Origin of the sequence: Pseudomonas sp. NBRC 111139, from assembly GCF_001753955.1 — a bacterium.
GTDB lineage: Bacteria > Pseudomonadota > Gammaproteobacteria > Pseudomonadales > Pseudomonadaceae > Aquipseudomonas > Aquipseudomonas alloputida.
Window position 1 is genome coordinate 153,208 of record NZ_BCBP01000016.1, and the last position, 26,211, is coordinate 179,418.

At 61.5% G+C, this 26,211-nt stretch carries 24 protein-coding genes; 5 read left to right on the forward strand and 19 right to left on the reverse strand.

Annotated elements, in window-relative coordinates; all coding sequences use genetic code 11:
- Window positions 1-43: 43 nt before the first annotated feature.
- The 10 genes from BJQ17_RS02535 to BJQ17_RS02580 all read right to left on the reverse strand — a co-directional run bounded on the left by BJQ17_RS02535 (window position 44) and on the right by BJQ17_RS02580 (window position 10,511).
- Complete coding sequence (locus BJQ17_RS02535) at window positions 44-796, reverse strand: WecB/TagA/CpsF family glycosyltransferase (RefSeq protein WP_070095477.1); 753 nt, start codon at window positions 794-796, stop codon at window positions 44-46.
- Window positions 796-1,983 carry a glycosyltransferase family 2 protein gene (locus BJQ17_RS02540; protein WP_060545156.1) on the reverse strand — a complete coding sequence of 396 codons (1,188 nt, stop codon included), beginning with the start codon at window positions 1,981-1,983 and terminating at the stop codon, window positions 796-798. The genes BJQ17_RS02535 and BJQ17_RS02540 overlap by 1 nt, the downstream gene beginning before the upstream one ends.
- Entirely contained in the window at window positions 1,980-3,182 is a 1,203-nt protein-coding gene (locus BJQ17_RS02545) for a glycosyltransferase family 4 protein (protein WP_054888341.1), read from the reverse strand. The genes BJQ17_RS02540 and BJQ17_RS02545 overlap by 4 nt, the downstream gene beginning before the upstream one ends.
- Before the next feature lie 49 nt (window positions 3,183-3,231).
- Window positions 3,232-4,236, reverse strand: coding sequence for a VirK/YbjX family protein (locus BJQ17_RS02550; protein ID WP_070095478.1), 1,005 nt, complete (start codon window positions 4,234-4,236; stop codon window positions 3,232-3,234).
- A gap of 9 nt (window positions 4,237-4,245) precedes the next feature.
- Window positions 4,246-5,223 (reverse strand): glycosyltransferase family 2 protein, encoded by a 978-nt coding sequence (locus BJQ17_RS02555; protein ID WP_054888343.1) that lies wholly within the window; start codon window positions 5,221-5,223, stop codon window positions 4,246-4,248.
- A 5-nt stretch (window positions 5,224-5,228) separates the two neighbouring features.
- Window positions 5,229-5,753: a serine O-acetyltransferase gene (locus tag BJQ17_RS02560; RefSeq protein ID WP_054888344.1), complete on the reverse strand. Its 525-nt coding sequence runs from the start codon at window positions 5,751-5,753 to the stop codon at window positions 5,229-5,231.
- Window positions 5,754-5,761: 8 nt separating this feature from the next.
- Window positions 5,762-6,718, reverse strand: coding sequence for a glycosyltransferase family 2 protein (locus tag BJQ17_RS02565; RefSeq protein WP_004374259.1), 957 nt, complete (start codon window positions 6,716-6,718; stop codon window positions 5,762-5,764).
- On the reverse strand, window positions 6,711-7,328 hold the full coding sequence (locus BJQ17_RS02570) for an acyltransferase (RefSeq protein ID WP_004374256.1): 618 nt from the start codon (window positions 7,326-7,328) through the stop codon (window positions 6,711-6,713). The genes BJQ17_RS02565 and BJQ17_RS02570 overlap by 8 nt, the downstream gene beginning before the upstream one ends.
- 103 nt (window positions 7,329-7,431) lie before the next feature.
- Window positions 7,432-8,898: a GMC oxidoreductase gene (locus BJQ17_RS02575; protein ID WP_054888346.1), complete on the reverse strand. Its 1,467-nt coding sequence runs from the start codon at window positions 8,896-8,898 to the stop codon at window positions 7,432-7,434.
- A 236-nt stretch (window positions 8,899-9,134) separates the two neighbouring features.
- On the reverse strand, window positions 9,135-10,511 hold the full coding sequence (locus BJQ17_RS02580) for an oligosaccharide flippase family protein (RefSeq protein ID WP_004374251.1): 1,377 nt from the start codon (window positions 10,509-10,511) through the stop codon (window positions 9,135-9,137).
- A gap of 95 nt (window positions 10,512-10,606) precedes the next feature.
- Between BJQ17_RS02580 and BJQ17_RS02585 the strand changes: the two genes are divergently transcribed.
- From BJQ17_RS02585 to galE, 3 genes are all read left to right on the forward strand, one after another.
- Complete coding sequence (locus BJQ17_RS02585) at window positions 10,607-12,133, forward strand: O-antigen ligase (protein ID WP_004374249.1); 1,527 nt, start codon at window positions 10,607-10,609, stop codon at window positions 12,131-12,133.
- Between the two features lie 5 nt (window positions 12,134-12,138).
- Window positions 12,139-14,739 carry a cellulase family glycosylhydrolase gene (locus BJQ17_RS02590; RefSeq protein ID WP_047602875.1) on the forward strand — a complete coding sequence of 867 codons (2,601 nt, stop codon included), beginning with the start codon at window positions 12,139-12,141 and terminating at the stop codon, window positions 14,737-14,739.
- Window positions 14,740-14,844: 105 nt separating this feature from the next.
- The gene (gene galE / locus BJQ17_RS02595) at window positions 14,845-15,810 is read left to right on the forward strand and encodes a UDP-glucose 4-epimerase GalE (RefSeq protein WP_070095479.1); all 966 of its coding nucleotides are present in this window, start codon (window positions 14,845-14,847) and stop codon (window positions 15,808-15,810) included.
- Window positions 15,811-15,873: 63 nt separating this feature from the next.
- Here galE and BJQ17_RS02600 read toward each other — a convergent pair whose 3' ends face one another.
- From BJQ17_RS02600 to BJQ17_RS02635, 9 genes are all read right to left on the reverse strand, one after another.
- Entirely contained in the window at window positions 15,874-16,680 is an 807-nt protein-coding gene (locus BJQ17_RS02600) for a CpsD/CapB family tyrosine-protein kinase (RefSeq protein WP_004374244.1), read from the reverse strand.
- Window positions 16,681-16,691: 11 nt separating this feature from the next.
- Window positions 16,692-18,254 carry a Wzz/FepE/Etk N-terminal domain-containing protein gene (locus BJQ17_RS02605; protein WP_004374243.1) on the reverse strand — a complete coding sequence of 521 codons (1,563 nt, stop codon included), beginning with the start codon at window positions 18,252-18,254 and terminating at the stop codon, window positions 16,692-16,694.
- A 19-nt stretch (window positions 18,255-18,273) separates the two neighbouring features.
- A complete protein-coding gene (locus BJQ17_RS02610; RefSeq protein ID WP_019751669.1) occupies window positions 18,274-19,389 on the reverse strand; it encodes a hypothetical protein in 1,116 nt (371 codons plus the stop codon).
- Window positions 19,390-19,413: 24 nt separating this feature from the next.
- Entirely contained in the window at window positions 19,414-19,971 is a 558-nt protein-coding gene (locus tag BJQ17_RS02615) for a polysaccharide biosynthesis/export family protein (protein WP_004374240.1), read from the reverse strand.
- Between the two features lie 260 nt (window positions 19,972-20,231).
- Window positions 20,232-20,408 (reverse strand): EPS-associated small membrane protein EppA, encoded by a 177-nt coding sequence (eppA, locus tag BJQ17_RS31545; RefSeq protein ID WP_004374238.1) that lies wholly within the window; start codon window positions 20,406-20,408, stop codon window positions 20,232-20,234.
- 248 nt (window positions 20,409-20,656) lie between these two features.
- Entirely contained in the window at window positions 20,657-21,199 is a 543-nt protein-coding gene (locus BJQ17_RS02620; RefSeq protein ID WP_004374236.1) for a helix-turn-helix domain-containing protein, read from the reverse strand.
- A gap of 76 nt (window positions 21,200-21,275) precedes the next feature.
- A complete protein-coding gene (locus BJQ17_RS02625; RefSeq protein WP_004576289.1) occupies window positions 21,276-22,694 on the reverse strand; it encodes a short-chain fatty acid transporter in 1,419 nt (472 codons plus the stop codon).
- Between the two features lie 154 nt (window positions 22,695-22,848).
- Window positions 22,849-23,505 carry a CoA transferase subunit B gene (locus tag BJQ17_RS02630; RefSeq protein WP_004576290.1) on the reverse strand — a complete coding sequence of 219 codons (657 nt, stop codon included), beginning with the start codon at window positions 23,503-23,505 and terminating at the stop codon, window positions 22,849-22,851.
- 35 nt (window positions 23,506-23,540) lie between these two features.
- Window positions 23,541-24,239 (reverse strand): CoA transferase subunit A, encoded by a 699-nt coding sequence (locus BJQ17_RS02635; RefSeq protein WP_004374230.1) that lies wholly within the window; start codon window positions 24,237-24,239, stop codon window positions 23,541-23,543.
- 140 nt (window positions 24,240-24,379) lie between these two features.
- Here BJQ17_RS02635 and BJQ17_RS02640 point away from each other — a divergent pair, with 140 nt between their 5' ends.
- Window positions 24,380-25,285 (forward strand): LysR family transcriptional regulator, encoded by a 906-nt coding sequence (locus tag BJQ17_RS02640; RefSeq protein ID WP_004374224.1) that lies wholly within the window; start codon window positions 24,380-24,382, stop codon window positions 25,283-25,285.
- Complete coding sequence (locus BJQ17_RS02645; RefSeq protein WP_012052390.1) at window positions 25,273-26,094, forward strand: aldo/keto reductase; 822 nt, start codon at window positions 25,273-25,275, stop codon at window positions 26,092-26,094. The genes BJQ17_RS02640 and BJQ17_RS02645 overlap by 13 nt, the downstream gene beginning before the upstream one ends.
- The last annotated feature ends 117 nt before the right edge of the window (window positions 26,095-26,211 follow it).

The following is a 26,211-nucleotide window of genomic DNA, read 5'->3' on the forward strand; positions in this document are numbered from 1 at the left end:
GCTGGCGTACCCGGAATCACCGCTTGTGCGAACTTTGACCGATTCATAGGGCCCGCCTGGCCGAAACCGCCGCCCGCCGGTACAGCAGGGTGCGCAACAGGAATAGCGGATTGCCCACTACGTAACGCATGAACAGGCGCTTGGGTTCGCGCAGCAGGCGGTACAGCCACTCGCCCCCCAAACGCCGCAGCCATTCGGGGGCACGGCTGACCTTGCCGCCGAGGAAGTCCAGGATCGCCCCACCGCACACGATCAGGCATGGCCCACCAGTGACTGCCAACTCCGCTGCCACCGCTTCTTGCTTGGGCATGCCCATGCCCAGCACGATCAGCTCGGGTTGCTGCTCGCGGGCCAACTGCAAATAGGTTTCAAGGCTGGCGAAACCATCGTGAACCGACACCGGCACGATGCCAAACTCGGCTTCACAGCGCCGCACGGCCTGGTCCAGGTAGGGTTGCCGGGTGCCCCAGAAGGCGACCTTGCGCCCTCGGTAAGCAGCCATGAGCCTGGGAATGAAGTCAGTGCCGTTCATGTTCAGCCCAGGTTCCAGGCCCAGGCGGCGATACAGAATCGCCATACCGGCGCCATCGCGCAGCAGCACATCTGCGGCCGACAGTGCCTGGCTGTAGCCACCATCGCGCACCACCAGGTTCATCGCATGGGCGTTGACGAAGCCCAGCACGGTGCCCGTATCCGGCGTAGTCAGGCGGTCGAGAAGACGCTGCACAGCGGCGTCATCAGCGATCACTTCCAGCTGGTCGATCACACGCTTCCAGCGATTCTGCCACTGATCCATCAGTCGTCATCCCGTTTTGAACGCACCCATTCAACCTGGCGCTTGATCAGGAAACTCAGGTACAAGGGAATTTTCCTGGCCGCGTAAAACGGCGCGTACAACAACACCGAGAACGGTATCACTTCACGGCAGAAGCGCGCCCAGGCCAACATCACGGCGAAGGCCAGCAATGCCAAACCGGCAAAGGCGAGCCACGCGGGCGCCGCCAGGCCGAACAGCAGGTACGCCAGCCAGGTCACCAGGTTAAGCCCGAGCAAGGTCAGTACCAGCAACGCCAGGGGCGGCACCAGCAGGTCCAGGGTCAAGGCCGCCAGGCTAGCGTTGCGCTGGGTGATTGCAGCCATCGCCCGTTTGGGTGCGTCGGCAAGCATCAAGCCCAGATGGCCATGCTCCCAGCGGGTGCGTTGGCTGTTGAGGCCTTGCTGGCTGAGCGGGAACTGACTAGTGACCAGTGCCTCGGGGCAGAAAGCAGGCGGTTTACCCTGCTGGCAAAGGTCCAGGCCCAGCTTCACATCCTCGACCAGATGACCATTGGCCAGGTTGATCAGGCTCAGATCGTGCCAGCCGAACGCCATGCCCGCGCCCATCAGCTGGCATGGCAGGCCCAAGCGCGCCCAGCCGCGTGGCCGCACCAGGTTCTTGACCCGCCAGGCAAACTCGGCAACTTGCACCCGCAACCCGGCACCTGCCGGTGCACGCATCAGGTACAGCGACTGTACCGGGCGGGCAAGTGCGTGGCAGCGGCGCGCCAGGCAATCGATCGCCCCCTCGCCCACCTGGCAGTCGGCATCCACCACGATGACCACCTCGGGCGGCCGCTGAGCCAGATGGCGCACGCCGAAATCCAATGCGTAACCTTTGCCGCGCAACCGCGTATCGTGGCGCTCTACCACTTCGGCGCCGGCCTCACGTGCCAACTGGGCCGTGTCATCCGAACAGTTGTCCGCCACGACCAGCAAGCGGTCGCCGTCCAGCAGTTGCGGCGTAACGCTCGCCAGCATCGCGCGAATGATCAATGCCTCATCGTGGGCGGGCACCAACACCGCCACTCGCGGGCGCTCGCCAACGCCCTTGGGCCTCGACCGCGCCGGCAGGCAAGCCAGCAACACTTGCAGCACCAGCACCAACACCGGTACCAGGACGATGATCGCCAACAGGCCCAGTAACCAACCCAATACACTTATCATGCGTATGCCTTGAAATAGCCGGCCAGCCTGGCCGCCTCGGTGTCGATGTCATGCCGTTGCACCACACGCTGGTAGGCCACCTCGCCCATGCGCTGCAGTACCTCGGCCGGTTGCGCCAGGCAGTCGGCCATGGCTGTTGCCAGCTCGTCCACGGCGCCGGCAGGGAACAGCCAGCCGTTCTCGCCAGGCCGCACCAGCTCGGGGATACCCGCTACATAGGTGGTGAGCACGGGTCGACGCAAGGCCATGGCCTCCATGATGACCACGGGCAAGCCCTCGGCGAAACTGGGTAGCACCAGCGCACGGGCGGCCAGGATTTCCTCACGTACCTGCGCACTGCTGATCCAGCCAGTGATACGCACTTGCTGCTGCAAGTCGTGCCGGGCAATCAAGGCCTCGATCTGCTCGCGCATTTCACCGTCACCCGCCAGCACCAGCTCGAAGGTGATCGACTGGGCAGCGAGACAGCGCGCCGCTTCGAGCAACAGCAGCTGGCCCTTCTGTTCGCACAGGCGCCCAACACACACCAGCCGTGGCGCCGATGGCACATCGACTGGCGCCACCTCATGGAAACCACGCTCCAGTCCGCAATGCACCACCTTCACCTTGCCCCAGTGCTCGTGCGCCACCCAACGGTACAGCTGGCTTCGTCCGTACGAGCTCACCGCCGCGACAAAGGCGGCGCGCTGCACCTTCTCACCCATGTGCAAGAACTGTGGTTTGTCGAATTCTTCCGGCCCGTGCACGGTAAAGCTGTATGCCGGCCCACCCAGGACGTTGGCCAGCATCACCACTTCAGTAGAGTTGGTGCCGAAATGCGCGTGCACATGTGTTGCCTCCCCAGCCTGCAACCATTGCAGCACCAGGCAGGCCTCGGCCAGGTAGACCAGGTGGTAGGGCCAGGCACGGTCGGCCCGCAGGCCAAGGCGCATGGCCAGCCCCAGCGCCTGGAAAAACCGCCGCGGCTGCGTACGCAGTACTTGCCACGTCGGTGCCAACAACCCCTTGAGCCCACCTTGCAATACGTAGCGGGTCTTGCCCCGTTCGGTTGCGTCCTCGGCATCCTGCACCTCGGCGTCCCACCCACGCAGGGCTATACGTTGCACCTCAACCCCCTGGCGCTCCAGCGCCAGAATTTCGCGACGGATGAAACTGTGGCTGACTTTCGGGTACTGATTGATGAAGTAAGCAATATGCATACGAATCCAGATCCAAACCCGCTTGATGACCAACCTTCCCTGGCAACCTTCACTTCAGGCTGTCGACTACGGGCGGCCTGTCTACTGCCGATGCACTCACAGCAAATGCACCCCCCTGTTTTCCTTGTAGTCCAAGGTTGTGGTTGCTGCTTGGCAATGCTGCCTGCAAGCGGGTGAAAACATCGTCAAGCAATGCCTGGCGGCGGCGGTACATCGCCCGTTTCTTGGCCGGAATGTCAGCTTCCGCCCGTTGCGCCGGTGCTAGAGGCAGGGTAAAAAAGTCCTCACGGTCAGACGCTGTGGCGCCATGTTCCTGCCATATCACGTCGTAGTTGGCCGCCAGGTCCTGGCCCTTGTCGCTGCCAAAATAGGGATGGCGATGGTGCCGGCAGGCGTCACTGACGGCATACAGCTGTGTCACACCCAGGGTCCTGCCCAGGCATTTCAACGCTTCGAGCAACAGGCTGCGTGGCCGCAACCCTTCGAAGTCCTTGGTCAGGTCACGGTAGATAGCCAGTGAGGTTTCGCTGTCGATACCTTTGTGAATACCCTGCACCGCACCGATGAACAGGCTGGTCTCACCTTGGCTGCGGCCCAGGGTGAAGGCCAGGGATGCCACACGCAGGTCGGCCTGGAACAGGTTCAGCACCAGCTCGCCTTCGCGCTTGAACCAGATTGGTCGGTCCAGTACCAGGCAACAGCCCGGCGAGTGGCTGGACAGGTCACACAACTTCAGGTTTTCGTCGCGCCCCAGCAACAGCAACGCCGGGAACTGCCCAGCCACCTGTTCAAAGTGCGAAGCCACCACCTCCAGACGCTGTGGCGCCTCCCAGCATCGGCTGATGTAAGGCCATTGCACGACACCGATACAATCCACACCCAGGCGCTGCAAACCGTGCGGGCCCAGCGCCGCCGTCATGCGCTGCAGGAACCCGTTCAGCTCAGGCCACTGCCTGGCGATCTGCCGTGCCAACTTGTACTTGTTGTGCATCGCCCGCAACGAGTAACCCGGTTGCAAGGTAAACACGCTTTTCACGAGGGTGCCGAGCATCATGGGGTTCTCTCACTTGTACTCGATCAAAGCCGATTTGCCAGCCGCAAGGCGGTGGCGCAGGAACTTCAGCTGGCCGAGCATTTCCGGAAATTTGCCCAACACCAGAAACACAGCCTGCAGCCAGTTCTCGCGCGTCGACTTGCCGCCGCGGCGGGCCAGGCGCACGGCCTGCAGTGGGTAGATCAACAGCAAGAGCAGGCCCCAGCCGCCCAGCAGCAGGCAGGCCAGCGCGATCACCAAGGGTATGCCCAGGCCCCACAACCAGGCCCGACGTGACTCACGCAGCCAATGCCGCTCGGGTGGCTGGCCATGCAGGTAGGCGCCCTCGGCATAGGCGTGCCCAGCACGCAGGCTACGCCGCCACCACTGGCTGAAACGGGTCATGCCGGCATCGTGCAGGGTCATCTCGGCAGCCAGTCGCCAGATTTTCCAGCCGTTGGCCCGCAAACGCACACACAGTTCAGGCTCTTCTCCGGCAATCAGGTCAGGCCGGAAGCCACCCACAGCAGCAAAGGCGTCTGCCCGCATCAGCGCATCGCCGCCACAGGCCTTGGCCTCACCGACCGGGGTATCCCACTCCAGGTCGCACAGCAAGTTGTACACCGAACGCTGCGGGAAGCGCTCACGCCGGCGACCACACACCACTGCCACGGCGGGGTGCTGCTCAAGAAAAGCCTGCGCCGTGGCCAGCCAGGTGGCATTCACCTCGCAGTCGCCATCGACGAACTGTACCAGTTGCATCGATGGCAACAGGCGCTGCAAGGCGGCAAAACCTTCATTGCGGGCGCGTGCGGCGGTGAACGGGATACTCATGTCCAGCGCCAGTACTGCCACGCCAAGGTTGGCGGCCAACTGCAGCGAACCATCGGTGGAGCCCGAGTCGACGTAGATGACTTTGTCCGCCCCGTGGGCCAGCGAAACAAGGCAGCGCTCGAGACGCTGGCCTTCATTGCGGCCGATTACCACCACCCCGATCACCGTTGCCATAGGCCTCACTCGACCGACGCCGTGGCGGCCGGTTGCCGGGCCTTGATGATGGCCGGCACCCCCACTGCCAGTGAATTGTCAGGCACATCTACCAGCACGACGGCATTGGCGCCGATGATCACGTTGTTGCCGATGCGAATACTGCCCAGCACCTTGGCCCCGGTGCCGATGTCGACGTTGTTGCCGAACACCGGGGCAATCGGCTCGTCGACATTCTTCAGGCCCACCACCACGCCGTTGCGGATACGGCAGTCATCGCCGAAGCGGGCATAGCCGCTGACAACGATGCCGCCAAAATGATCGATGACGAAGTTGCGCCCGATCACCACTTCGCACGGCAGTTCGATACCGGTGATGATCTGGACGAATTTGAACAGCACCTTGTAGATGAGCGAGCACAGTTTGCGCAGCAGTGCCGGGCGCAGCGTATAGCGCCAGCGGCCAAAGCGGTACACCAGCAATACCCAGAAGCCCTGGGCGCCCCAGTCCCCGCCATGGGCACGCAGGTCGGCGCGAATATTCTCGAACATGGCTCCACCTACCTTGTCGGTTGGCTGGCGTACCGGGTCTTGAACAGCAAAGACCAGGTTGCCCGGCAATGACGCCAGCAGGCCTGTATGGCGCCCCAGCCGCGTCGTTTCAACAGCGCCTTGAGTGCCAGCACCAAGTCGCCCAGCGTCACCAGCAGCATGTGCAGGGCAAGCCCCGCCACCCCGTGATGCTTGCGAAAGTACAGCAACTCGCTTTCGATCTGATAGGACGAGATCTGCCGGCTGGCGGCCTCCAGCTCCGCCACCGACTTGGAGCTTTCGCCACCGATATGCACCACCGTGGTATGCGGGTAAAACACCACTTTCCAGCCCGCTTCCTTCACCCGCTTGCAGTGGTCCACCTCCTCGTAATAAAGGAAATAGCGCGGGTCGAACAAACCCACCTTGTCGAGTACTTCGCGGCGTACGAGGTAGAAGCAGCCGGGCAACCAGTCACACTCGCGCACAGAGGCGTGGTCCCAGTTCATTTCGTCGACCATCTTCAGCCCTGGGAAGAACCGCCCCAACCCGGTACGCCCAACGAACACATTGAGCGGCGTGGGGAAGTAGCGACAGCTTGGTTGCAGGTCGCCATCGCGACCCTCCAGGCGCACCCCCAGTACGCCGCACTCCGGGTGGGCGTCCATATAGTCGAGCGTTTTTTGCAGCGAGTCGGCGGCAACGAAGGCATCGGTATTGAGCAGCAAGGCGTACTTGCCCTTGAGGTGCGCCAACAACTGGTTGTTGGCCCGGCCGAACCCCACGTTCTGCTTGTTGCTCAGCAGCAGAGCCTCGGGGCACACCTGGGCCATGCGCTGCACCGAGTCATCGCGCGAGGCATTGTCGACCACCAGGTAGCTGGCCAGCCGCTCGCTGTCGGCCCGGCGCAGTGCATCGAACATCGGCTGCAGCAGTCCAGCGGTATTGAAGTTCACCACCATGACATCCACAGGTTTGCTAGCCATTTTTGCCGTCCCCGAAGAAATACTGACGTCTTTGCGCCATCAATAGCGGTTCAACTTCCGGGTCATAGGCCCCGTTGCGCTGCTTCACCAGGTCTATCCATGGGTAGGCTTCGCAACGTGCCTCGACCCGTTGGATCAACTGCTCGGTGGTACAGATGAACACGGCCGGGTTGCCACCATAGACGGTGCCTGGTGGCACGTCCTTGGTCACCACCGCCCCTGCCGCCACGATGGATTCGGGCCCGATGGTCACGCGAGGCATCACGATCGCACCATGGCCGATGAAGCAATTGTCCTTGATGTCGATGAAACCGACCGAATCCAGGTGCTTGCCAAAGCGATGCTCGATCAGCAATACCACCCCGTCATGACCGATCAAGGTGCAGTCGGACAGGCCCACGCTGTTGCCGATGCGGACCAGCGACGGGTCGAGAAACTTGCAGCCTGTATTGACGAAGAAATTGCTGCCAACCGAGTGAAAGTTGCCCCATCGGGCCAGATAGGCCCCCCATTCAAGACCAGAGGGGTTGCAGAACCTCCTGTAGAATTTGCCCCCTCGCCCGGTTGCATGGGCGTAGTGCGCCACTGCCTTGCGTATCCATCCCTTCATACTGCCTGGCCTCGCGATCTGAACAATCTGGAGTGTCCTGAGGCGTTCCGGTCTCGTTCTTCTAGGTGCTGACCGCATCGCACTCACCCGTGTACAACCCGCATCACGCAGCGGCGCTGCCGGCCGCTTTCATCTTGTTATCGAGGTGGTCGGCCAGCCGCACGGCAAATTGCAACAGCGGCATGGTCGGGTTGGAGGCGCCGCCCTTGGCAAAAATGCTGCTGCCGGCGACATACAGGTTTTCGGTACCGAACACCTTGCAATTGGCATCGACTACACCGAACTGCGGCGAGGCGGCCATACGCGTGGTGCCCATGTGATGGGCATGGGGTGCCATTTTCAGCGGAATCGAGGTGTCATAGACGAAATCGTTGAGTTTGACGAACCCCAGATCCATGTCGGCGAACTGCTTGGCCAGTTCGCTGCCAATGCACTTGATGGTGTGCCGGTCTTCGGCGCTCAGCACCCAATTGACATTGACCTTGGCCACGCCCAGCGCATCCTTCTCGTCCAGCAGCGAAATACGGCTGTGCAGGTTGGGGAACTGCTCGATCATGGTGCTGATCACGCCGTCACCCGGGCAACTGAACTTGGCGACGAAGGCGACCTTGTTGGCAAACCCCATGTCGCAGGCCAGGCTCTCGAGAAAATACTTGACCTCGGCAGTGCGGCCATAGGTTTTCACATCGGCCAGCAGGGCGGCGGTGACATTGCCTTTACCGGCCTTGTACTCGTCGACGAAAGCATCGGTGGTGTAGTACTGGCGCGGCTCTGGGTCCTGCCCGGACTTAAGGATAAAAGTGCCCATTTCGATGTTCAGGTGTTCCATGAAACACCCGCCTACCAGCCCTTCCTTGCCCACCACGCCTGCGGCCACCAAGGTCTCGCTGTTGAGCAACTGCCGGGCATTCTCGATGGCACCTGTGGCCAGAATGAAATTGCCAGCCACCAGGCGTTGACGATTGCGCTCATAGTCGGACAACACCACCGCAGCCAGGTGGCCGGAAGCCCTGTCGAACTCCAGGTCGACGCAATTACAGTTGATGAATACGTCCAGGCCTGGGGTCTGCTCCAGTGCTGAAGCGTACTTTTGCGCAAAGCGTGTCGGCGTGCTGAGCAGAAAACGGTCTGCCTCGAAGTCACCACCATTGAGGCCGGCATTCATTGCGCGAAAATCCGAGCCAGGCGCCAGATCGACGATCTCCATCGCTGCCGGCAGGAAGCCTTCGATCTCCGAGTAGGGAATTGGCCAGCCCGGCAAGTCGCCTGGCGGGGCGACGGCAAAATCCGAGGGAGTAAATGGACGACAACGGCCAGCCCAGTGATTGGAGGTACCACCCAGGTAACGCAGGCGGGTTTCCTCGGCATACAGTTCCAGGCCGGTGGATGAGCACGCGTACAAGCCTTGCGAGTGCGGCGCATATTCACGCCCCCCGCCTTCGGCGATCATGACGCTCCAGCCGGCGGCTGCCAGGCGCAAGCCCAAGGTTATACCCGCCGGGCCGGCCCCGATGATGCAGAAGTCATAGTGGTCGCGCAGCGCCTTCTGCTGCTGAAAGTCCTTGATCATACTGACGCGTTCCGGAAGTAACGGGACGGTAATACCCAACCGTTGATTACCACGAATCCGGGCTTTTCGACCGGCTTGCCGGCAACGGCCGCCGAGGCGCCGAACACCGCCCCCCCCACACTGAGCAAGACACAACTCTGGAGAAAACCTCTACGACCCAACTGCGCATTACAAAAAGTGAGCTTCTCCATGATCCCGTGACCTGTAGCCATGAAAGTTACACCCAGCAAACTGCGCTACAGCCAGTTGAAAAAGGCCGTCAACAGTGCCCCGCACAGCGCCCCGACCAGCAACATCGGCAGTACCATCAGCTCACGTTTGAGGCTGAAGATATCCAGTTTGCAGTTCACATACACAACCAGCACAAGCGTTGGCACAGCATGCAGGGCAACCCCCCAGATCGCCCACTCCACCCCGCCAATTGCCAGTAGTAGCGGCAACAGCCCCCATAACGAGACCAGGCGGATAATGTTGTCCATGGCCTGGTACTTGGTCAGGCCCAAGGCAATCCACACCTGATGAGCCAAGGTATAGCGCAATACGATGAACGATAGCGAGAGAATCGCCAGCATCGGCCCGGCTTCGCGGTAGCGATCGTCATACATCCAGCCGATCAGCAGCGGGCTGGCGGTCAGGAAACCGCCACAAATGAACAGCACCAGCAGGTCGACCAGCAGCCGAAAGCGGAAATACAGCGCTTTCAGGCGCGGCTTGTCGTCGGCCCTGGCCGCCTCGCTGAAAGCAGGCAGCGCCACCGCGCCGACAATTTTCATGAGCGCGGTCTGCACCGCACCCAGGATCAGCACGGCGATCGAATACACACCCAGTTGCGCCGCCGACATGCTGGCGCCAAACCATATGCGGTCGCCGTACATCGCCAGCACGCCGACCATCGACGACAACAGGATCCAACGGCCAAACACGATCAACTCGGTGAGCGCCGAACGGTCCCAGCGCAGGTGGTTGTTGGGCCCCTCCAGGGCGGTGTGCCCCAGCACGGTCCAGACGACCGCCGAAACCAGGCCTGATAACACCAGCGCCCAGATCGAATGGGTCAGCAAGCCCAGCACCAGCATCACCACCAGGCCAGCCACCTGCGAGGCAAGGTCGACCAGCACCACGCGCTTTTGTTGGAAAGTGCGTACCGCCACATCTATCTTGGTGGACTGGAAACCCCAGATGACCGCCGACAGGCCGGTCACCGCCAGTACCATCGGCAGTACCGGCGCGGCATAAGTAGAGTCTGCCGGCCACAGCTCAGCCAGTTGTGCCAACCAGGCCCCCAGGGCCAGCAGCAGGGTAAGGGCAAACAGCAGGAAACCGCGGATGATCTGCACGGTCCAGGCGGTATTGAGAAAATCTGGATCGTCACCACGGTGGCTCTGGATGATGTTCTGGCGCAGGCCGACATCGGAAAGCAAATGCAGCAGTATCGAAACAGTGGTGGCAATGACCATCACGCCGAACATTTCCGGCAGCAGCAATCGGGCCATGATCAGATTGCCGCCCAGGCGCATCACCTGTGAAGCCACCTGCGAGACCAGGTTCCACGACCCGGCCCTCAGGGCACGCTTGCGCAGGCTCGCGGCAGCTGACACATCAATCGACGGCATGACTTCAATCTCTGACTGATTGGCTAAAAGTCACTATAGTTTCAATTAGCCACGATGCTAGCCGTTGCCCACCGAAGGAAAGGTGTACATAGCCGATGCCTGAACATTTTCGTGCGTTGATCGTCATCCTGTTTTTGGCGAGCGTGGTCTTCCTGATGGCGCGCCGGCCTGCCACCGACCTGATTCCGCTCAGCGACTACAAGCGCCGGCGCAATCTGTGGTTCCTGCTGACCCTGCTGGCTTTTTTCTCGCACAGCTTCTGGCTGTACCTGGGCGTGGGCGCGGTCGTCCTGTTGCTGGCCGGGCGCCGCGAGCACAACCCCATGGCGCTGTTCTACATGCTGCTGTTCCTGATCCCGCCAGCGTCGGTGCAGGTGCCCGGGTTTGGCGTGGTCAATTACCTGGTCGACCTGAACCATATTCGCCTGCTGAGCCTGTGCGTGCTGCTGCCGGCCGCGCTGCACCTGCGCCGCCAGGGTGACACCCTGCGCTTTGGCCGCACCTGGGCTGATAAATTGCTGGCGGCCGGCCTGCTGTTGCTGAGCGTGCTCTATTTACGCGAAACCACGCCTACCGACACGCTGCGCCAGGCGCTGTACCTGTATGTCGACGTACTCCTGCCGTATTACGTGGCCAGCCGTGGCCTGCGTCAGATCAGCGACTTCAAGGACACCCTGCTGGCCTTCGTACTCGCCTCTTTCGTCATGGCGCTGATCGCTGTGGCCGAGTATGTGCGCCACTGGTTACTGTACAGCGCCCTGGTCGACGCCATGGGCGTGCCATGGAGCATGTCCGGCTACCTGAGCCGCGGCGGTGCGCTGCGGGCAAGCGTCACCACCGGCCAGGCGATTGTACTGGGTTACGTAATGAGCGTGGCCATCGGCCTGTTCCTGTTCGTGCAAGGCTATGTGCAACGCCCGTTGCACAGGGCCATGGGCGCCCTGCTGCTGGCCGCCGGGCTGTTCGCGCCATTGTCGCGTGGCCCGTGGATCGGCGCCGTGGTCATCGTGGTGGTGTTCATTGCCCTGGGCAAAGGCGCCGTCAAGCGCCTGGCGCTGCTGGGTGCGGCTGGCATGCTGGCGTTGCCCTTGCTGACTGTCGTGCCTGGCGGCGACAAGGTGCTGGACCTGTTGCCGTACATCGGCAGCATCGAGAAAGAGAACATCACCTACCGCGAGCGGCTGATGGACAACGCCTGGATCGTCATCCAGCGCAACCCATTGTTCGGCTCCTTCGATTTCCGTAACACACCCGAAATGCAGGCGATGATCCAGGGCGAAGGCATCATCGATATCGTCAACACCTACATCAACCTGGCGCTGCGGGCCGGCCTGGTCGGGCTAGGCCTGTTCGTGGCGTTCTTTGCCGTGCTGCTGCTGGGTATCCGCAGGGCCATGCTCAGTTTTGCCGACAAGGATGACGAACGACGACAGCTCGGCCGGGTGTTGCTGGCAACGCTGATCGGCATTCTGGTCATCATCTTCACCGTCAGCAGCATCACCTTCATCCCGGTGGTGTACTGGTCTATCGCAGGGCTGGGCGTGGCCTACATCCAGATGGTTCGCCGCCTGCACAACAGCCCGGCCGTTGAGCTGGCAGAACCCGACCTACAACCCAGGTAATGCTCATGAATAGGCTGTCCCTGCGTCATTACGTGCGCCTTTCGGCCATTGCCGGCCTGGCCCTGCTGCCGCTGGCCAGCTGGGCTTCAGACTGGCAGGTCAGTGTCGATGAGCAAAATGGCTTGCCTACCGTGACACACGGCGGTGGCCCGGTCATGAAGGCCAAATTCGATTTCTGGGCTGCCAACTGGAGCTGGACCGGTTTCTATACCGACTTCAAGGTCAATGGCCCTTACCACTACACGCTGCGGGGCAAGAACAAGGAACTGGACTTCGACCTGCAGGCTGACATCCGTAAGGAACAGGCACAAACCCTGAGCTGGGCCTTCGACCTCGACGCCCACAGCCGCCAGAACGGTGTCATGGGTGGCGGCATGGTGTTCCAGTTCGATCCGGCACAAATCGCCGGCGACATGGGGGCCCCGCAGTTGCTGCCCGACAACCGCGGCTGGACGTGGGGCAAGGCCGACCAGGGTCGCCGCATCGAAATGCGCTTCGACCCGCCACTGGCCAAGGTCTATTTCGAGCGCGGCAACCCGTCCGAGCTGCGCGCATTCCTCTACAAGGACCCGATCAGCGCCGGCCGCCAGCAGCTCAAGGCTGTGCTCAACGTGACCGGCGACATCGAACTCGGCCCGACGCCCACCGAGCGCTTCGGCCTGGCAGACCCCGCCAAGTGGCCTGATGACCAACTGGACTGGCGCACCTCGCCGGTGGACCTGTCGTTCCTCAACGCAGCGGAAAAACCCGCCGGCAAGCGTGGCTTCGTCAAGGCGGTCGGCGACCAGTTGATGTTCGCCGACAACACCCCAATACGCTTCTGGGGCACCAACCTGTCGGCCTACTCGCTGTTCAAAAGCCCCGACGACGAAATACGCCAGCAGGCCAAACGCCTCTCGGCACTGGGTTTCAACCTGGTGCGCCTGCATCACCACGACTCGCCCTGGGTCAGCCCCAACGTATTTGGCGATGGCACCTTGGTGCGCGATACCCAGCAGCTCAGCACCGAATCGCTGCGCAAGCTCGACCTGTGGATCAAGTCACTCAAGGACGAAGGCATCTACATCTGGCTGGACATGCATGTGCAGCGTGCGTTTACCGCCAACGACAATATCGAAGACTTCAAGGAGCTGCCCGAGAAGGATGGTCGCGTCGACCTGAAGGGTTACGCCTACGTGAACGACAGTATCCAGCAAGCGATGAAACGCTTCGCCGAGCAGTACCTGACCCATGTGAACGAATACACGGGCCTGGCCTACAAGGACGACCCGGCCATCGCCGCCGTGCTGATCACCAACGAGAATGACCTGACCCAGCATTACGGCAACGCCCTGATGCCGAACAAGGATGTACCGCGCCACAGCGAGCGCTACATGACCGCGGCCAAGGCCTTTGCCAAACAGTTTGACCTGCCCGCCGACCTGACCTGGCGTGCCTGGGAGCATGGGCCGTCGAAGCTGTTGCTCAACGAGCTGGAACAACGCTTCAATGCCGACATGATCGCCCACTTGCGCAGCGTGGGCGTGAAAGTCCCCATTGCGACCACCAGCACCTGGGGCGGCAATGGGCTTAGCGCACTGCCGGCACTGAGCGTTGGTGATGTCATCGACGCCCACAGCTACGGCGACGCAGGCCAACTGGAGAAGAACCCGCTGACCAGCGACGGCATGATCGACTGGATTGCTGCCGCCCAGGTCGTCGGCAAACCGCTGACCGTCACCGAGTGGAACGCCGAGCCCTTCCCGCTGCCGGACCGTCACTCGCTACCCATTTACATCGCCGGCACTGCCAGCCACCAAGGCTGGGACGCCATGCTGCAATACGCCTACAGCCAACAAGCATTCAACCCAGGTTGGCGCACGGCGGACAACTGGCACGCGTACAACGACCCGGCGATGATCGCCACCCTGCCCGCCGCTGCCCTGCTCTATCGCCGTGCGGACGTGAAACCCGCCACCACTCGCTACGTGTTCGCACCGACACCTGACACCCTGTACAACCAGGAAATCACCCCGCGTAACTCACCGCTGTTGCGCACGGCCATGGAAAAGGGCCAGTTGCAGATCGCCCTGCCACACACGCCGCAATTGCCCTGGCTAAAACCTGCGCCCATCCCGGCAGGCGCGCAGGTGCTGCATGACCCGGGGCAATCGCTGCTGGCCGCCGATGCCACCGAGTCGGTGACCGATACGGGCGAGCTCAGGCGCAACTGGCAACAAGGCATCTACACCATCGACACGCCACTGACCCAGGCCGCCAGCGGCTGGCTGGGCGGCCGCCCGGTCAACCTGGGTGCCATTCAGGTACAAGCGAAAACGCCTTACGCCAGCGTCGTGGTCCAGAGCCTGGACGGCAAGCCACTGGGCCAGTCGCGCGAGCTTCTGCTGTCTCTGGGCACCCGTGCCATGCCCAAGGCCGATGACAAGACGCCGTTCAATGTCGAGCCCCTTGAAGGCCGCCTGGACATCAAGGCACCCGCCGGCCTGAAACTGTTCGCCCGCGATGCACGGGAGCAGCTGAAACCGCTGCCGGTGGCCTACAAGGATGGGCAATACACCATTACCTTCGACGGTACCTACATGTCCAATTGGCTATTCTTGAAATAGAGCATATGGCCATCTACGCTCAGGTCACCTGTAGCTGATCATCCCACCTGCACGTGTCAGGGAGTGTTCACTGCGTCTGTAAACAGCAGATTCCAGGAGGTGGGGATGAAATATCTGGTTGTGGGTGGTGCAGGCTACATTGGCTCGCACATGGTCAAGCACTTGCTCGCCGCCGGCCATGAAGTGCTGGTGGCGGACCTGGTCTCACCTGGCCCCGGTATCCAGTGGGCCAAGCTCGACATCGCCGACGAAGCCGCACTGGATGTGCTGTTTGGCGTGTGCCGCTTCGATGCGGTGTTTCACTTCGCCTCGTTCATTCAAGTGGGCGAGTCGGTCAGTGCACCCGGCAAGTACTACCAGAACAACGTCGCAGCCACCCTTTCCCTGCTGCAGGCCATGGTCAATGCCGGCATCAGGCACCTGGTGTTTTCTTCGAGTGCCGCCGTTTACGGCAACCCGCAGTACGTGCCGATCGATGAAGCGCACACCAAGGGGCCGATCAACCCGTACGGGTTGAGCAAATGGCTGGTCGAGCAGATTCTTGAGGACTTCGACCGGGCCTATGGTTTGAAGTCGGTATGCCTGCGCTATTTCAATGCAGCGGGCGCTGACCCGGAAGGCGAGCTAGGCGAGCGTCACGAACCGGAAACCCATCTGATCCCCTTGATCCTGCAGGCTGCATCTGGCCGGCGTGAGGCGGTGACAGTGTTTGGTCGCGACTACGACACACCGGATGGCACCTGCATACGCGACTACGTGCATGTGGCAGACCTGGCGGCGGCCCACGCATTGGCTGTGGATTATTTACTGGACGGTGGCGAGCGTGCCGCGTTCAACCTGGGCAATGGCTTGGGCTTTTCGGTGCAGCAGGTGATCGATACGGCCCGCGCAGTGACCGGGCGGCAGATCAATGCCCTTGACGCACCGCGCCGCGCCGGCGACCCACCACGGCTGGTGGCGGATGCGAGCAAAGCCATGCAGGTGCTGGGCTGGCGCCCGGCCTTCGCCTCATTGGAGCAGATTGTGCGGCATGCGTGGCAATGGGAGTTGCAGTATCCCTGGGAGCGCTGAGTTGCCCTCGGCTTCCTGTAGGCGCAGCACAAGGCTGCGCCTACAGGCGCCTTGCCAGAAGGCTCAGTAATAGGTGCGCGGCTGTTCGTCAGCCTTGTTCAACACTGTCCCGATCAGGTTCACCGTGGCCAGGTGATGCAGGCAATCCTCGATTTCCTTCTTGTTGTTCATCCCGTTGGCCACCACCAGCAACACGCAGTCGAACTTGGGCATCACGGTGATCGCATCGTCCGAGCTGAGCAGCGGTGGCAAATCGAAAATGCAGATGCGCGATTCGTAGCGGTTGCGCAAATCACCAATCAGGTTGTTCACCTTGGGCGAGGACAGCATCTCGGTCGACAGGGGCACGGGTACCCGCGTTGGCAGCACCACGAAGCGCGGCAAGGTGGGGTTGACCAGACAGTCCTGCAACTCGGCCTTGTCCGTCAGAAACTCGTTCAGTGCCTGCTCCATGGGCAGCCCCAGGTAACTGCCGACCTTGGGCCGGCGCAGGTCGAAGTCCACCAGCAACGCAGTTTTGGTGGTGTGGTGGGCAATACTCATGGCCAGGTTGATCGCCAGCATTGTCTTGCCCGCTTCCGGCGTTGGCGAGGTGATGGCCAAGGTACGCCAGCCGTTCTCGTCCATGGCCCTGAGCACCTGCGTACGCAACAGGTCGATCGGCCCGTTCATGTTGGAGTTCTTGTTGTACGCCACGATGCGGTTACGCTCCAGGTGGTCTGCACGCAGCGGCACCACCTTGGTGTTCACGTAATCGAACTGACCCGGCACTTCGGCCAGCGCCGTACCGGGGGCGGGAGACAGTGCCTGGGGGGTACCCGGGGTAACCTGATGAATATTGTTGCCAACAGCCGGCTTGATCCTGTCCATCACTGCTTTCCCTATACAAACCGAGACATGACTTTGTACAACAGCACATCCAGTGGCATGTAGAACACGTGCACCAGCCCTATCATGATAGCTGCCAACGCCAGTGCCGCCAGGATCAGGCGATTGCGCCAGCGCTTGCGTCGAGCCACGTCGGCCCGGGTATCGATATAAGGCAGTGCCACCAGTACCCGTTTGCCCAGCAGACTTTCCAGGGCACCAACGCCACGCACGCGCTGATTGAGCATTTCCAGCAGCATCACCAACGCCCCGCCACCGGCCGGTGCCAGCACCAGACCCAGCGCAGCGATTTTCTTGCGGTTAGGCTTGATCGGCTTCTCAGGCAACAGAGGAGGCTCCAGCAGCACAAAGCGTTCAGCCTTGTTTTCCTGCTCGAGGCTTTCGGTAATCTTTGCGCCCATTTCCTTGGCACGAATCTCTTCGTATTTCTTGCGCGCGTTGTCGTGGTCACGCATCAAGGTCACCAGACCACGCTCGACTTGCGGCGCCTCGAGGATCTCGGCTTCGTAGCCTTCCATTTTCCGGGTCAGCTCACGCTTTTGTTCTGCCAGCGAGGCAATACGCACCTGGGCGGCGCTCATCTTGGCGCGAACACGGGCCGCGTCGAGGCTGACCGTGGACACGGCCGCAGTGCTCCCCCCACTGGCTTCGAGTGCCTGTATCTTGCGTTTGACCGACACTACATCCGGGTGGGCATCCTTGTAACGGGTCAGCAGCTGCGCGTATTCGGCTTTCAGGCTTGGCAGGTCGTCGGGCTGGTCGGCACGGGTTGGCCGGGTGCCCTCGGCAGCCTTGGTGGCAAGGCCGGCATTGGCCGCAGACAGCTCCAGCTCAAGGTAGCGCAGCTCCTCCTGGGCAGCCTTGTAGTCACGGTCGACCTCACGGAATTCCAGCTCCGCCCGCGACAGCATGTTCATCCGCAGGGTCTGGTGCTCGGGCAAGGCATTGGCATGGGCCTGCTTGAAATCGGCCAGCTGATTTTCCAGGGTGGCCAGCTCGGCACCCAGCTTGTTGGCTTCCTGGGTGAGGAATTCGGTGGTTTCGTTGGCCCGCTCGGTGCGCTGCTTGAGGTTTTCGTTGAGGAACAGCGTCACCAGTTCATCGGCGACTTCCTTGGCTACTTGTGCCTGTTTGTGCTCGAACGACACATTGAACGCCACGGTCGCTTCACCACGACCGCGCACGAAGGTGGTAAGGGTTTCGACCACGATCGCGTTGCGCATCTGGTCGATCTTGTCGCTTTCGCTGAAGCGCTTGTCGGCGAAGAGCTCGTACTTGCCGATGATGCGCAGCAGGTTGTCGCGGGTCATCACCCGTTGGCGGATCACCTCGATGCGCTCATCGGCAAAGCTGGTGTTATTGGTCGACACCAGCTCAGGCGAAATCTGCTGCGACTCCACCAGAATGGTGCCGGTCGACTGATAGATCGGCGGCACCATCAGCGCGACGGCCACGGTCGCGGCGAGAATGACTGCGGCACTCACCCCTAACACCAGGGCCCTGTCCTTGATAATGGCGATGTAATCTCTGAGGGAGAGCTCGTAGTCAGACTTCATAGGGCCACCTGCCTGCAGTTCAGATGTCGGGGTACCTGTACGTCAACGTCAAACCAACGATCGTAGCGGTCGCATCCGGTACATGGTCCTGCTGCCGTTCCTTGTACATCAGCGACAGGCGCAGGTCCCAGTAAGGCGAAAACTGGCGGCTGGCCCATACGCTGTAAGTCTGCAGCGTGTTGGGCGACTGCCCTTTGCTGTCTTGCCACGCGGCGTCGGCACCGACCCGGGACAACTCGGTCAGCGCATAGCTCCACACACCACGCACCTGGTCCAGCTCGGCGAAGCCGCCTTCGGCGCTTGCTACCGTGCTGCGCTCGGCAGTGAAGCTGGCGTCGGCACGCGGGCCGGTGTAAAGCAGCGCAACACCACCCTCCCCGCGCCGGCCGCCGTCATCACCTGACACTTGGTTGACGCCAACATGGGCATCGGCGCTCAAGCCTTCGGCAAGCTGGTATTTGATGCCGACTGCCGGGGTGTAGCTGTTGGAAGCGGTCGCGGTAAGGTCCTGTTCTGGCTCATAGCGCCGGGCACCAAAACGGGTATACAGGTCAGCTCGCTCACTCCAGGCGTAAGTCCAGGTAAAGACGTTCGCCAGTTCGTCGTAGCCCGTCAGCGTGCTGATGTCATAACGGGCACGGCTGTAGGTGGTTTCGTTGCTCAAGGTACTGCGCTCGGTCACCGCCTGGCTCCAGTTGCCAGTCAAGGTGTAAAGCTTCTGCGTACCGTCAGTGGTAATCACCCCGGTATCCAGTACTGTCCCCGACAATGTCGAGCTTTCGTTGTAGCGCCCCACCAGGCCGAACCGCCCCCGCTCGGTGGTGCGCTGCCAACCCAGGCTGATGTCAGGGTCTTCACGGTCATCGACGATATCCGTATCGGACGAGCGCAGCACATGCATGCCAAGCCCCAACCTCAATTCGTCACGGTCGAAAGTACCAATCAGGGTGTAGTCCGGCGCGATGATCGTGCGCGTTATGCCCTTTTCCCCCGAGGTCAACAGCAATGGGTTGCTGTCGTATTCGACGGATGTCGGTACCACCACCGTAGACTGCCAATTTGCCGCCAGTACCGCGTCCGTGAACGGCAAGACCAGGATTGCCGTTGCAATGCGAGTTGTTCTAAGAAGAGGCATTAAATGTTCTTATTAAAAGCAAGATCAAGGAACGACCAGCGTATCGCCAGCCTGAAGTTGGATGTTGGTGGACATGTCCCGCCCAGACACCAGGTCCTTATATCGCACGGGCAGGATCTTTTGGGAAGCACCGGTGCCGCGGACCACCTTGATTTCGCTTTCATCCGCAAACTTGTCCAGGCCGCCCGACATGCTCAGCGCCTGCAATACGGCCGTGGGGCCTGCCATTTGCACAGGCCCGGGCTTGATCACTTTGCCCTGTACATAGACCATGTTGCCGGCAATGCTTTTGACGACAACGCTGACGTTAGGGTCGGGGAGGAATTTTTCGAGTTTGGCAGCGACCTGCTTTTCCACTGCCGTCACATCCAGCCCGGCAACATTGATGCGCCCGGCCAAGGGGAAGGTGATACTGCCATCGGGAAGTACGGTGGCTTCTTGACGCAGGCTGTCTTCCTGCCACACCGATACCATCACCACATCGCCGGGGCTGAGCAGGTAGGCAGCACTGCTCTGGTCGGCGTTACCGGCGCCAGACCACACCGTCAGCATGCAGAAAGCGGCAAACATTGAACGCACCATGAGGGTCCCTCCGGCCAAATGGCCCGACAAAGAGCACTGAATGAGAACAACACACCAACTCTCGCTCCGCTTCACGGCGCACAGCTGCCGTGATGGCCTCGACCTTCCTGGAGGCCCTTGCCTTGACGCTGCAGACGTGGCTGCAACGCCTTGTAAACGTTGGTCCTACGGGCTACTGGGAATATAGCAACGGTTGGAGAATTCACAAGCCATGCTTGTGGCCTCGCAGCAAGGGGTCACTTTAGGACCCGGTATACGGCTCAGATCTTTCTGCGGTTGGCAACGGCAACAAAACCGACCACAGCAAAGGCAAAGAACCAGCCTGCAGTTGAAACAGGAATGATACTGTTCTGATTTATATACGAATCCGCTGCGCGGGCAGCACCACTTAGCATCACCAGCAAGAACATCGATTTGATTATCAGAGTCGTGCGCATACTCCCCTCCTAAAAACAGGAAAATCAATTAGTTATTGGCGCTGTGCTGCGGGAGTTGTTTCGTTGTTGACTTGAGCTTATGGGCACAATGACACTACGTCAATGATCCGACACCATAATAAAATTCAATGAGCGATGGGCGCATTCGTCAAAAAAACGGCATGCAGATTATGCAAGGGAGGGATGATGCGATGAACATGGCGTTTCACAGCTGAGAACACGTGGGGGCATGATTGCCCCCTGCGGTTTCATTCGTCTGCGTGGTGAACCACAACCAGTAACTGCGCCGGTGTCGCACCTACCGAGCGCAGGCGGTGCGGCGTCTGGGCATTGAAATGCAGGGCGTCGCCCTGCTCCAGCAACACCCGCTCACTCATGAAATCCACTTCCACCTGGCCTGCGTGAACAAACAGGAACTCTTCGCCCTGGTGTTCCTTGAACGTGGGGTCGCTGAACTCGGACGGCGGCTGAATCAGAAACGGCAGCAGGCTGCGCTGGCCAACCTGACTGGTGAGGGCCGCGTACCCCGGCCCTTGCCCATCGCCCACCAAGGCCTGGCGCTCGGTACGGCGCACCAGGCTGTAGCGGCTCTGACCGGGCTGTTCTTCGGCGAACAGCTCTTCGACATTGACGTTCAGTGCCCTCGCCAGTTTCAGCGCCGCAGCGATCGAGGGCGTGTTGAGGCCGCGCTCGACCTTGGACAGGTAGCTTTTGGTCATGCCAGTCTTTTCGGCCAGCATTTCCAGGGTCATCCCCAGTTTCTTACGCAGCAGTTTCAATCGGATAGACATGTGACGCGGGTTTCCCAGGCTGAGGCAGCCATGATACGCGTCTGAAAGCTGGCGCCAAGTCTCCAGGGGCCTCGAATCAAGGCATCACGGGCGGCACGTACTGCAGCGTTGTACCCAGCGCCCAGAGCAACACCAGCACCAACGGCACATGCACCAGCAATTGCACGAACGAGAAACCGATCAGGTCGCGCGCCTTGAGCCCCAGCACGCCCAGCAGCGGCAGCATGTAGAACGGGTTGATCAGGTTCGGCAAAGCTTCGGCCGCGTTGTAGATCTGCACGGCCCACCCCAGGTGGTACTGCAGGTCGTTGGCCACCAGCATCACGTAAGGGGCCTCGATGATCCACTTGCCGCCACCTGAAGGGATGAAGAAGCCCAGCACCGCCGAATACACGCCCATCAGCACGGCATACGTGTCATGGGTGGCAATCTGGGTGAAGAACAGTGAAATATGGTGGGCCAGCGTCTGTTCATCGACGCCCTTCACCTGCGTGAGGATAGCGGCGATCGAACCATACAGCGGGAACTGGATGAGCACACCGGTGGTGGTCGGTACCGCGCGTGCCACCGCGTCAAGGAAGCTGCGTGGGCGCCAGTGCAGCAAAGCACCGAGCATGATGAACAACAGGTTGTAGGTGTTGAGCCCCGAGATGGCGGTAATCGCAGGTTTTGTCGCAAACTCCTGATACAGCCAGCCAGCAGCCAAGGCCACCAACAGCAGGATCAGGATCGGGCTGTGTTCCAGCCACTCCCCCGGGCGCGTGCGTTGCGGCGCGGGTGGCGCTGTGAAGCTGGGGTCGACACCGCAGTCTTCTGCGCTACGTGCGCTGTTCGGGCCCGGAGCGGTGGCATAGGCGATCACCAGCGAGACCACCACCAGTGCCGCCAACATCACGCCGGACTGCCAGAGAAAGATGGTTTCGGTAAACGGGATCACCCCGGTTATCGACAGGATTGAAGGTGGCAGGCTGGCCGGGTTGGCCTGCAGCTGCGCCGCCGAGGATGACAGGCCCAACGCCCACACCGCACCCAGGCCCAGGTAAGCCGCCGCACCCGCAGCGCGGTAGTCCATCTTCAGGTCGGTGCGCCTTGCCAGGGCGCGCACCAACAAACCTCCAAACACCAGCGACAGCCCCCAGTTGAGCAAGGAGGCCAGCATCGAGATCAGTGCTACCCAGCACACTGCCGAGCGCCCATTGCCGGGGATGCGCGCCAGGCGATCGATCAGCCTCGCGGCGGGCGGCGAGCTGGCCACCACATAACCGCCGATGACCACGAAGGCCATCTGCATGGTGAACGGTATCAGGCTCCAGAAGCCGTCGCCAAACGCCTTGGCGGTGTCGGTCGGTTTGGCGCCCATGGCCAGTGCGCCGATACACACCAGCAGCACCGCCAGCGCGGCGAACACCCAGGAGTCGGGGAACCAGCGTTCAGCCCAGTTGGAGCAGCGCAAGGCAAAGCGCGCGGAGCGGCTGTCTTGAATTTCAGCGGCCACGGTTGAATTCCTTTTATTGGTTTTATGGGATGAAGCGGTACTGCCAGGCAACGCAAAAAACCTGTGGGAACGGGTTGACCCGCGAATGCGGCGGTCAATGTACCGACGCATTCGCGGGTCAACCCGCGCCTACAGGGTGAGATCACGTCATGCCTTAGAAGGTCATTTCCTTCACATCATCCGGCACGATCAGTTTGCCGGCGGTTTTCTCGATGATTTCCTCGACGCTGACCCCTGGCGCGGTCTCGCGCAGGATGAAGGCGCCGTCTTCGATTTCCAGGTAGGCCAGGTCGGTCAGCACCTTGCGGATGCAGCCTGCACCGGTCAACGGCAGGCTGCACTGTGGCAGCAACTTGGACTCGCCGTCCTTGGAGGCGTGGGTCATGGTAACGATGATGTTGTCGGCGCCGGCCACCAGGTCCATGGCCCCGCCCATACCCTTGACCAGCTTGCCCGGAATCATCCACGAGGCGATGTTGCCCTGCACGTCCACCTCGAAAGCCCCCAGTACGGTCAGGTCGACGTGGCCGCCACGGATCATGGCGAACGATTGTGCCGAATCGAAAATCGAGGCGCCGCGGCGGGCGGTGACCGTTTGCTTGCCGGCGTTGATCATGTCGGCATCGAGGGTGCTTTCGGTGGGGAATTCGCCCATGCCGAGCAGGCCGTTTTCCGATTGCAGCATCACATCCATGTCGGCGGGTACATAGTTGGCCACCAAGGTGGGGATGCCGATGCCCAGATTGACGTAGTAACCGTCCTTCAGTTCACGGGCAACGCGTTGCGCCATCTGTTCGCGGGTCAGTGCCATGGTCAGGATCTCTTTATTGTTCGGGTGGATGGCGCTCAGGCCTTGACGGTGCGCTTTTCGATACGTTTTTCGAAGGTGCCGACGATGACACGGTCCACGTAGATGCCCGGGGTGTGGATTTCGCTTGGCAGCAGCACGCCGGGTTCGACGATTTCTTCCACTTCGACCACGGTGATCTTGCCGGCGGTGGCCGCCAGCGGGTTGAAGTTTTGCGCAGTGTTGCGGTACACCACGTTGCCGTAGTGGTCGGCCTTCCAGCCCTTGACGATGGCGAAGTCACCGGTGATGGATTCTTCCAGGATGTACTTGCGGCCCTTGAACTCGCGGACTTCCTTGCCGTCGGCAACCGGGGTGCCATAGCCGGTGGCGGTGTAGAACGCCGGAATGCCGGCACCACCTGCGCGCATTTTTTCGGCGAGGGTGCCCTGTGGGGTCAGCTCCACTTCCAGCTCGCCACTGAGCAACTGGCGTTCGAACTCGGCGTTTTCGCCCACGTAGGAGGCGATCATCTTGCGAATCTGCCGGTCTTCCAGCAGCACGCCCAGACCAAAACCGTCAACGCCGCAGTTGTTGGAAACCACGGTCAGGCCCTTGACGCCACGCCGCTTGATTTCGCTGATAAGGTTTTCCGGGATGCCGCACAGGCCGAAACCACCGGCCAGTACCGTCATGTTGTCGGTCAGGCCTTCGAGGGCCTGTTCATAGGTTGCAACGCGCTTGTCCAGTCCGGCCATGCTGATCCGCCTTTTGTAGTTGTTTAACCGACGAGGCTGTCGGTGAGCGTGTGCAGACATCTTCACCGCAAGCGACTGATTTGTTAATTTTGTTTTCGTCATCGATTGATAATTTTTACAAAACAAACGATAGGCCCGACATGAACGTCAAACAATTGCGCGCCTTTGTCGCCGTGGCCAAGTACCAGAGCTTCGCCCAGGCCGGTGAACACCTGCACGTTTCGCAACCGGCACTGAGCCTGACCATCAAGGCGCTGGAAGAAAACCTCGGCGGCGCCCTGCTCAGCCGCACCACGCGCAGCGTCAGCCTGACTGCCGAAGGCGAAGTGCTGCTGCCACTGGCACGCCGCCTGCTGGCCGACTGGGACGATACCGAAGAGATGCTGCGCCAGCGCTTTACCCTGCAATTGGGCCGTGTGTCAGTGGCGGCCATGCCGGCTTTTGCCGGCAACCTGTTGCCCCACGCGCTCAAGGTGTTTCGCCAGCGCTACCCCAAGGTCAACGTCACGGTGCACGACGTGATCAACGAACAGGTACAGGAACTGGTACGCCATCGCCGCGTCGAACTGGGCATCGGCTTCGAGCCGGATAACATCGATGGGCTGGACTTCCACCCGTTGTACATGGACCGCTTCGTTGCGGTAGTGGCCGCCGACTCGCCCTTGGCGCTGCTGCCCCAGGTCAGCTGGGCACAGCTGATGGCCGAAGATTTCGTGGCCCTGCAGCGCCCTTCGGCGGTGCGCCTGCTGATGGAGCAGAATGTGGCGGCCCGCCACGGCAAGCTGGCAGTCGCGTTCGAAAGCCACCAGCTGACGACCATCGGCCGCATGGTGGCCAGCGGCCTGGGGGTCAGTGCTGTGCCGGCGCTGTGCATCAACCAGATGCAGGAGCTGGGTGCCCGCTGTGTAACCTTGGTCGAGCCCACTGTCGAGCGGCGCATCGGCGTGATTGCCCTCAGCGAGCACAAGCTTTCCACCGCAGCGCAAGCACTGCTTGAGGTGCTTCTTTCCAATACCCGGATCCCGGAGGTGACATGCGTTACGTAAATCTGGCAGGCACGAGTGTTCCAGCCATCGGCCAAGGCACCTGGTACATGGGCGAAGACCCAGGTCGCAAGGCTGCCGAAGTCGCGGCGCTGCAACAGGGCATCGAGCTGGGCCTGAACCTGATCGACACCGCCGAGATGTATGCCGAAGGGGGGGCAGAAGAGGTCGTTGGCCAAGCCATTGCCGGGCGCCGCGACCGGGTATTTCTGGTCAGCAAGGTCTACCCGCACAATGCCGGCCTGCGCGGCATGGCGGCTGCCTGCGAACGCAGCCTCACGCGCCTGGGCACTGATTGCATCGACCTGTACCTGCTGCACTGGCGTGGTCAGCACCCGCTGGAGGAAACCGTCGAAGGCTTCGAGCGCTTGCGCGAGCAAGGCAAGATCAAGCGTTGGGGCGTGTCCAACTTCGACGTCGACGACCTGCGCGAACTGCACAACCCTGATTGTGCCACCAACCAGGTGTTGTATAACCCGGCCCAGCGCGGCATCGAATTCGACTTGCTACCGTGGTGCGAAAAACGTGGCTTGCCAACCATGGCCTACTGCCCGCTGGCTCAGGCCGGGCGCTTGTTGCAGCACCCGGTACTGGCGGAAATCGCCGAGCGCCATGGCGCCACACCGGCCCAGGTCTGCCTGGCCTGGGTGACCCGCGATGACGGCGTGATCGCCATCCCCAAGGCGGTGGCGCCCGAGCACGTGCGGCTCAATGCAGCGGCGGGAGCGCTGACCTTGACCGGTGAAGACCTGCGGGCGATCGATCGGGCGTTCCCCGCACCGACGCGCAAGCAGCGGTTGGCGATGGTGTAACCGGCGAGCGCAAGCTGGACCAGCAGGCGACCTCTGTGGGCGCGGGCATGCCCGCGAACACCGGCAAGGCCGGTGCCCTGCAACGCGGTGGCTGCTTCGCGGGCTCGCCCGCTCCCA

Bases quoted from the DNA above. Each gene is read 5' to 3' on its own strand.
- BJQ17_RS02535 (WP_070095477.1), bottom strand. From the start codon at position 796: ATGGATCAGTGGCAGAATCGCTGGAAGCGTGTGATCGACCAGCTGGAA.
- BJQ17_RS02540 (WP_060545156.1), bottom strand. From the start codon at position 1,983: ATGATAAGTGTATTGGGTTGGTTACTGGGCCTGTTGGCGATCATCGTC.
- BJQ17_RS02545 (WP_054888341.1), bottom strand. From the start codon at position 3,182: ATGCATATTGCTTACTTCATCAATCAGTACCCGAAAGTCAGCCACAGT.
- BJQ17_RS02550 (WP_070095478.1), bottom strand. From the start codon at position 4,236: ATGATGCTCGGCACCCTCGTGAAAAGCGTGTTTACCTTGCAACCGGGT.
- BJQ17_RS02555 (WP_054888343.1), bottom strand. From the start codon at position 5,223: ATGGCAACGGTGATCGGGGTGGTGGTAATCGGCCGCAATGAAGGCCAG.
- BJQ17_RS02560 (WP_054888344.1), bottom strand. From the start codon at position 5,753: ATGTTCGAGAATATTCGCGCCGACCTGCGTGCCCATGGCGGGGACTGG.
- BJQ17_RS02565 (WP_004374259.1), bottom strand. From the start codon at position 6,718: ATGGCTAGCAAACCTGTGGATGTCATGGTGGTGAACTTCAATACCGCT.
- BJQ17_RS02570 (WP_004374256.1), bottom strand. From the start codon at position 7,328: ATGAAGGGATGGATACGCAAGGCAGTGGCGCACTACGCCCATGCAACC.
- BJQ17_RS02575 (WP_054888346.1), bottom strand. From the start codon at position 8,898: ATGATCAAGGACTTTCAGCAGCAGAAGGCGCTGCGCGACCACTATGAC.
- BJQ17_RS02580 (WP_004374251.1), bottom strand. From the start codon at position 10,511: ATGCCGTCGATTGATGTGTCAGCTGCCGCGAGCCTGCGCAAGCGTGCC.
- BJQ17_RS02585 (WP_004374249.1), top strand. From the start codon at position 10,607: ATGCCTGAACATTTTCGTGCGTTGATCGTCATCCTGTTTTTGGCGAGC.
- BJQ17_RS02590 (WP_047602875.1), top strand. From the start codon at position 12,139: ATGAATAGGCTGTCCCTGCGTCATTACGTGCGCCTTTCGGCCATTGCC.
- galE (WP_070095479.1), top strand. From the start codon at position 14,845: ATGAAATATCTGGTTGTGGGTGGTGCAGGCTACATTGGCTCGCACATG.
- BJQ17_RS02600 (WP_004374244.1), bottom strand. From the start codon at position 16,680: ATGGACAGGATCAAGCCGGCTGTTGGCAACAATATTCATCAGGTTACC.
- BJQ17_RS02605 (WP_004374243.1), bottom strand. From the start codon at position 18,254: ATGAAGTCTGACTACGAGCTCTCCCTCAGAGATTACATCGCCATTATC.
- BJQ17_RS02610 (WP_019751669.1), bottom strand. From the start codon at position 19,389: ATGCCTCTTCTTAGAACAACTCGCATTGCAACGGCAATCCTGGTCTTG.
- BJQ17_RS02615 (WP_004374240.1), bottom strand. From the start codon at position 19,971: ATGGTGCGTTCAATGTTTGCCGCTTTCTGCATGCTGACGGTGTGGTCT.
- eppA (WP_004374238.1), bottom strand. From the start codon at position 20,408: ATGCGCACGACTCTGATAATCAAATCGATGTTCTTGCTGGTGATGCTA.
- BJQ17_RS02620 (WP_004374236.1), bottom strand. From the start codon at position 21,199: ATGTCTATCCGATTGAAACTGCTGCGTAAGAAACTGGGGATGACCCTG.
- BJQ17_RS02630 (WP_004576290.1), bottom strand. From the start codon at position 23,505: ATGGCACTGACCCGCGAACAGATGGCGCAACGCGTTGCCCGTGAACTG.
- BJQ17_RS02635 (WP_004374230.1), bottom strand. From the start codon at position 24,239: ATGGCCGGACTGGACAAGCGCGTTGCAACCTATGAACAGGCCCTCGAA.
- BJQ17_RS02640 (WP_004374224.1), top strand. From the start codon at position 24,380: ATGAACGTCAAACAATTGCGCGCCTTTGTCGCCGTGGCCAAGTACCAG.
- BJQ17_RS02645 (WP_012052390.1), top strand. From the start codon at position 25,273: ATGCGTTACGTAAATCTGGCAGGCACGAGTGTTCCAGCCATCGGCCAA.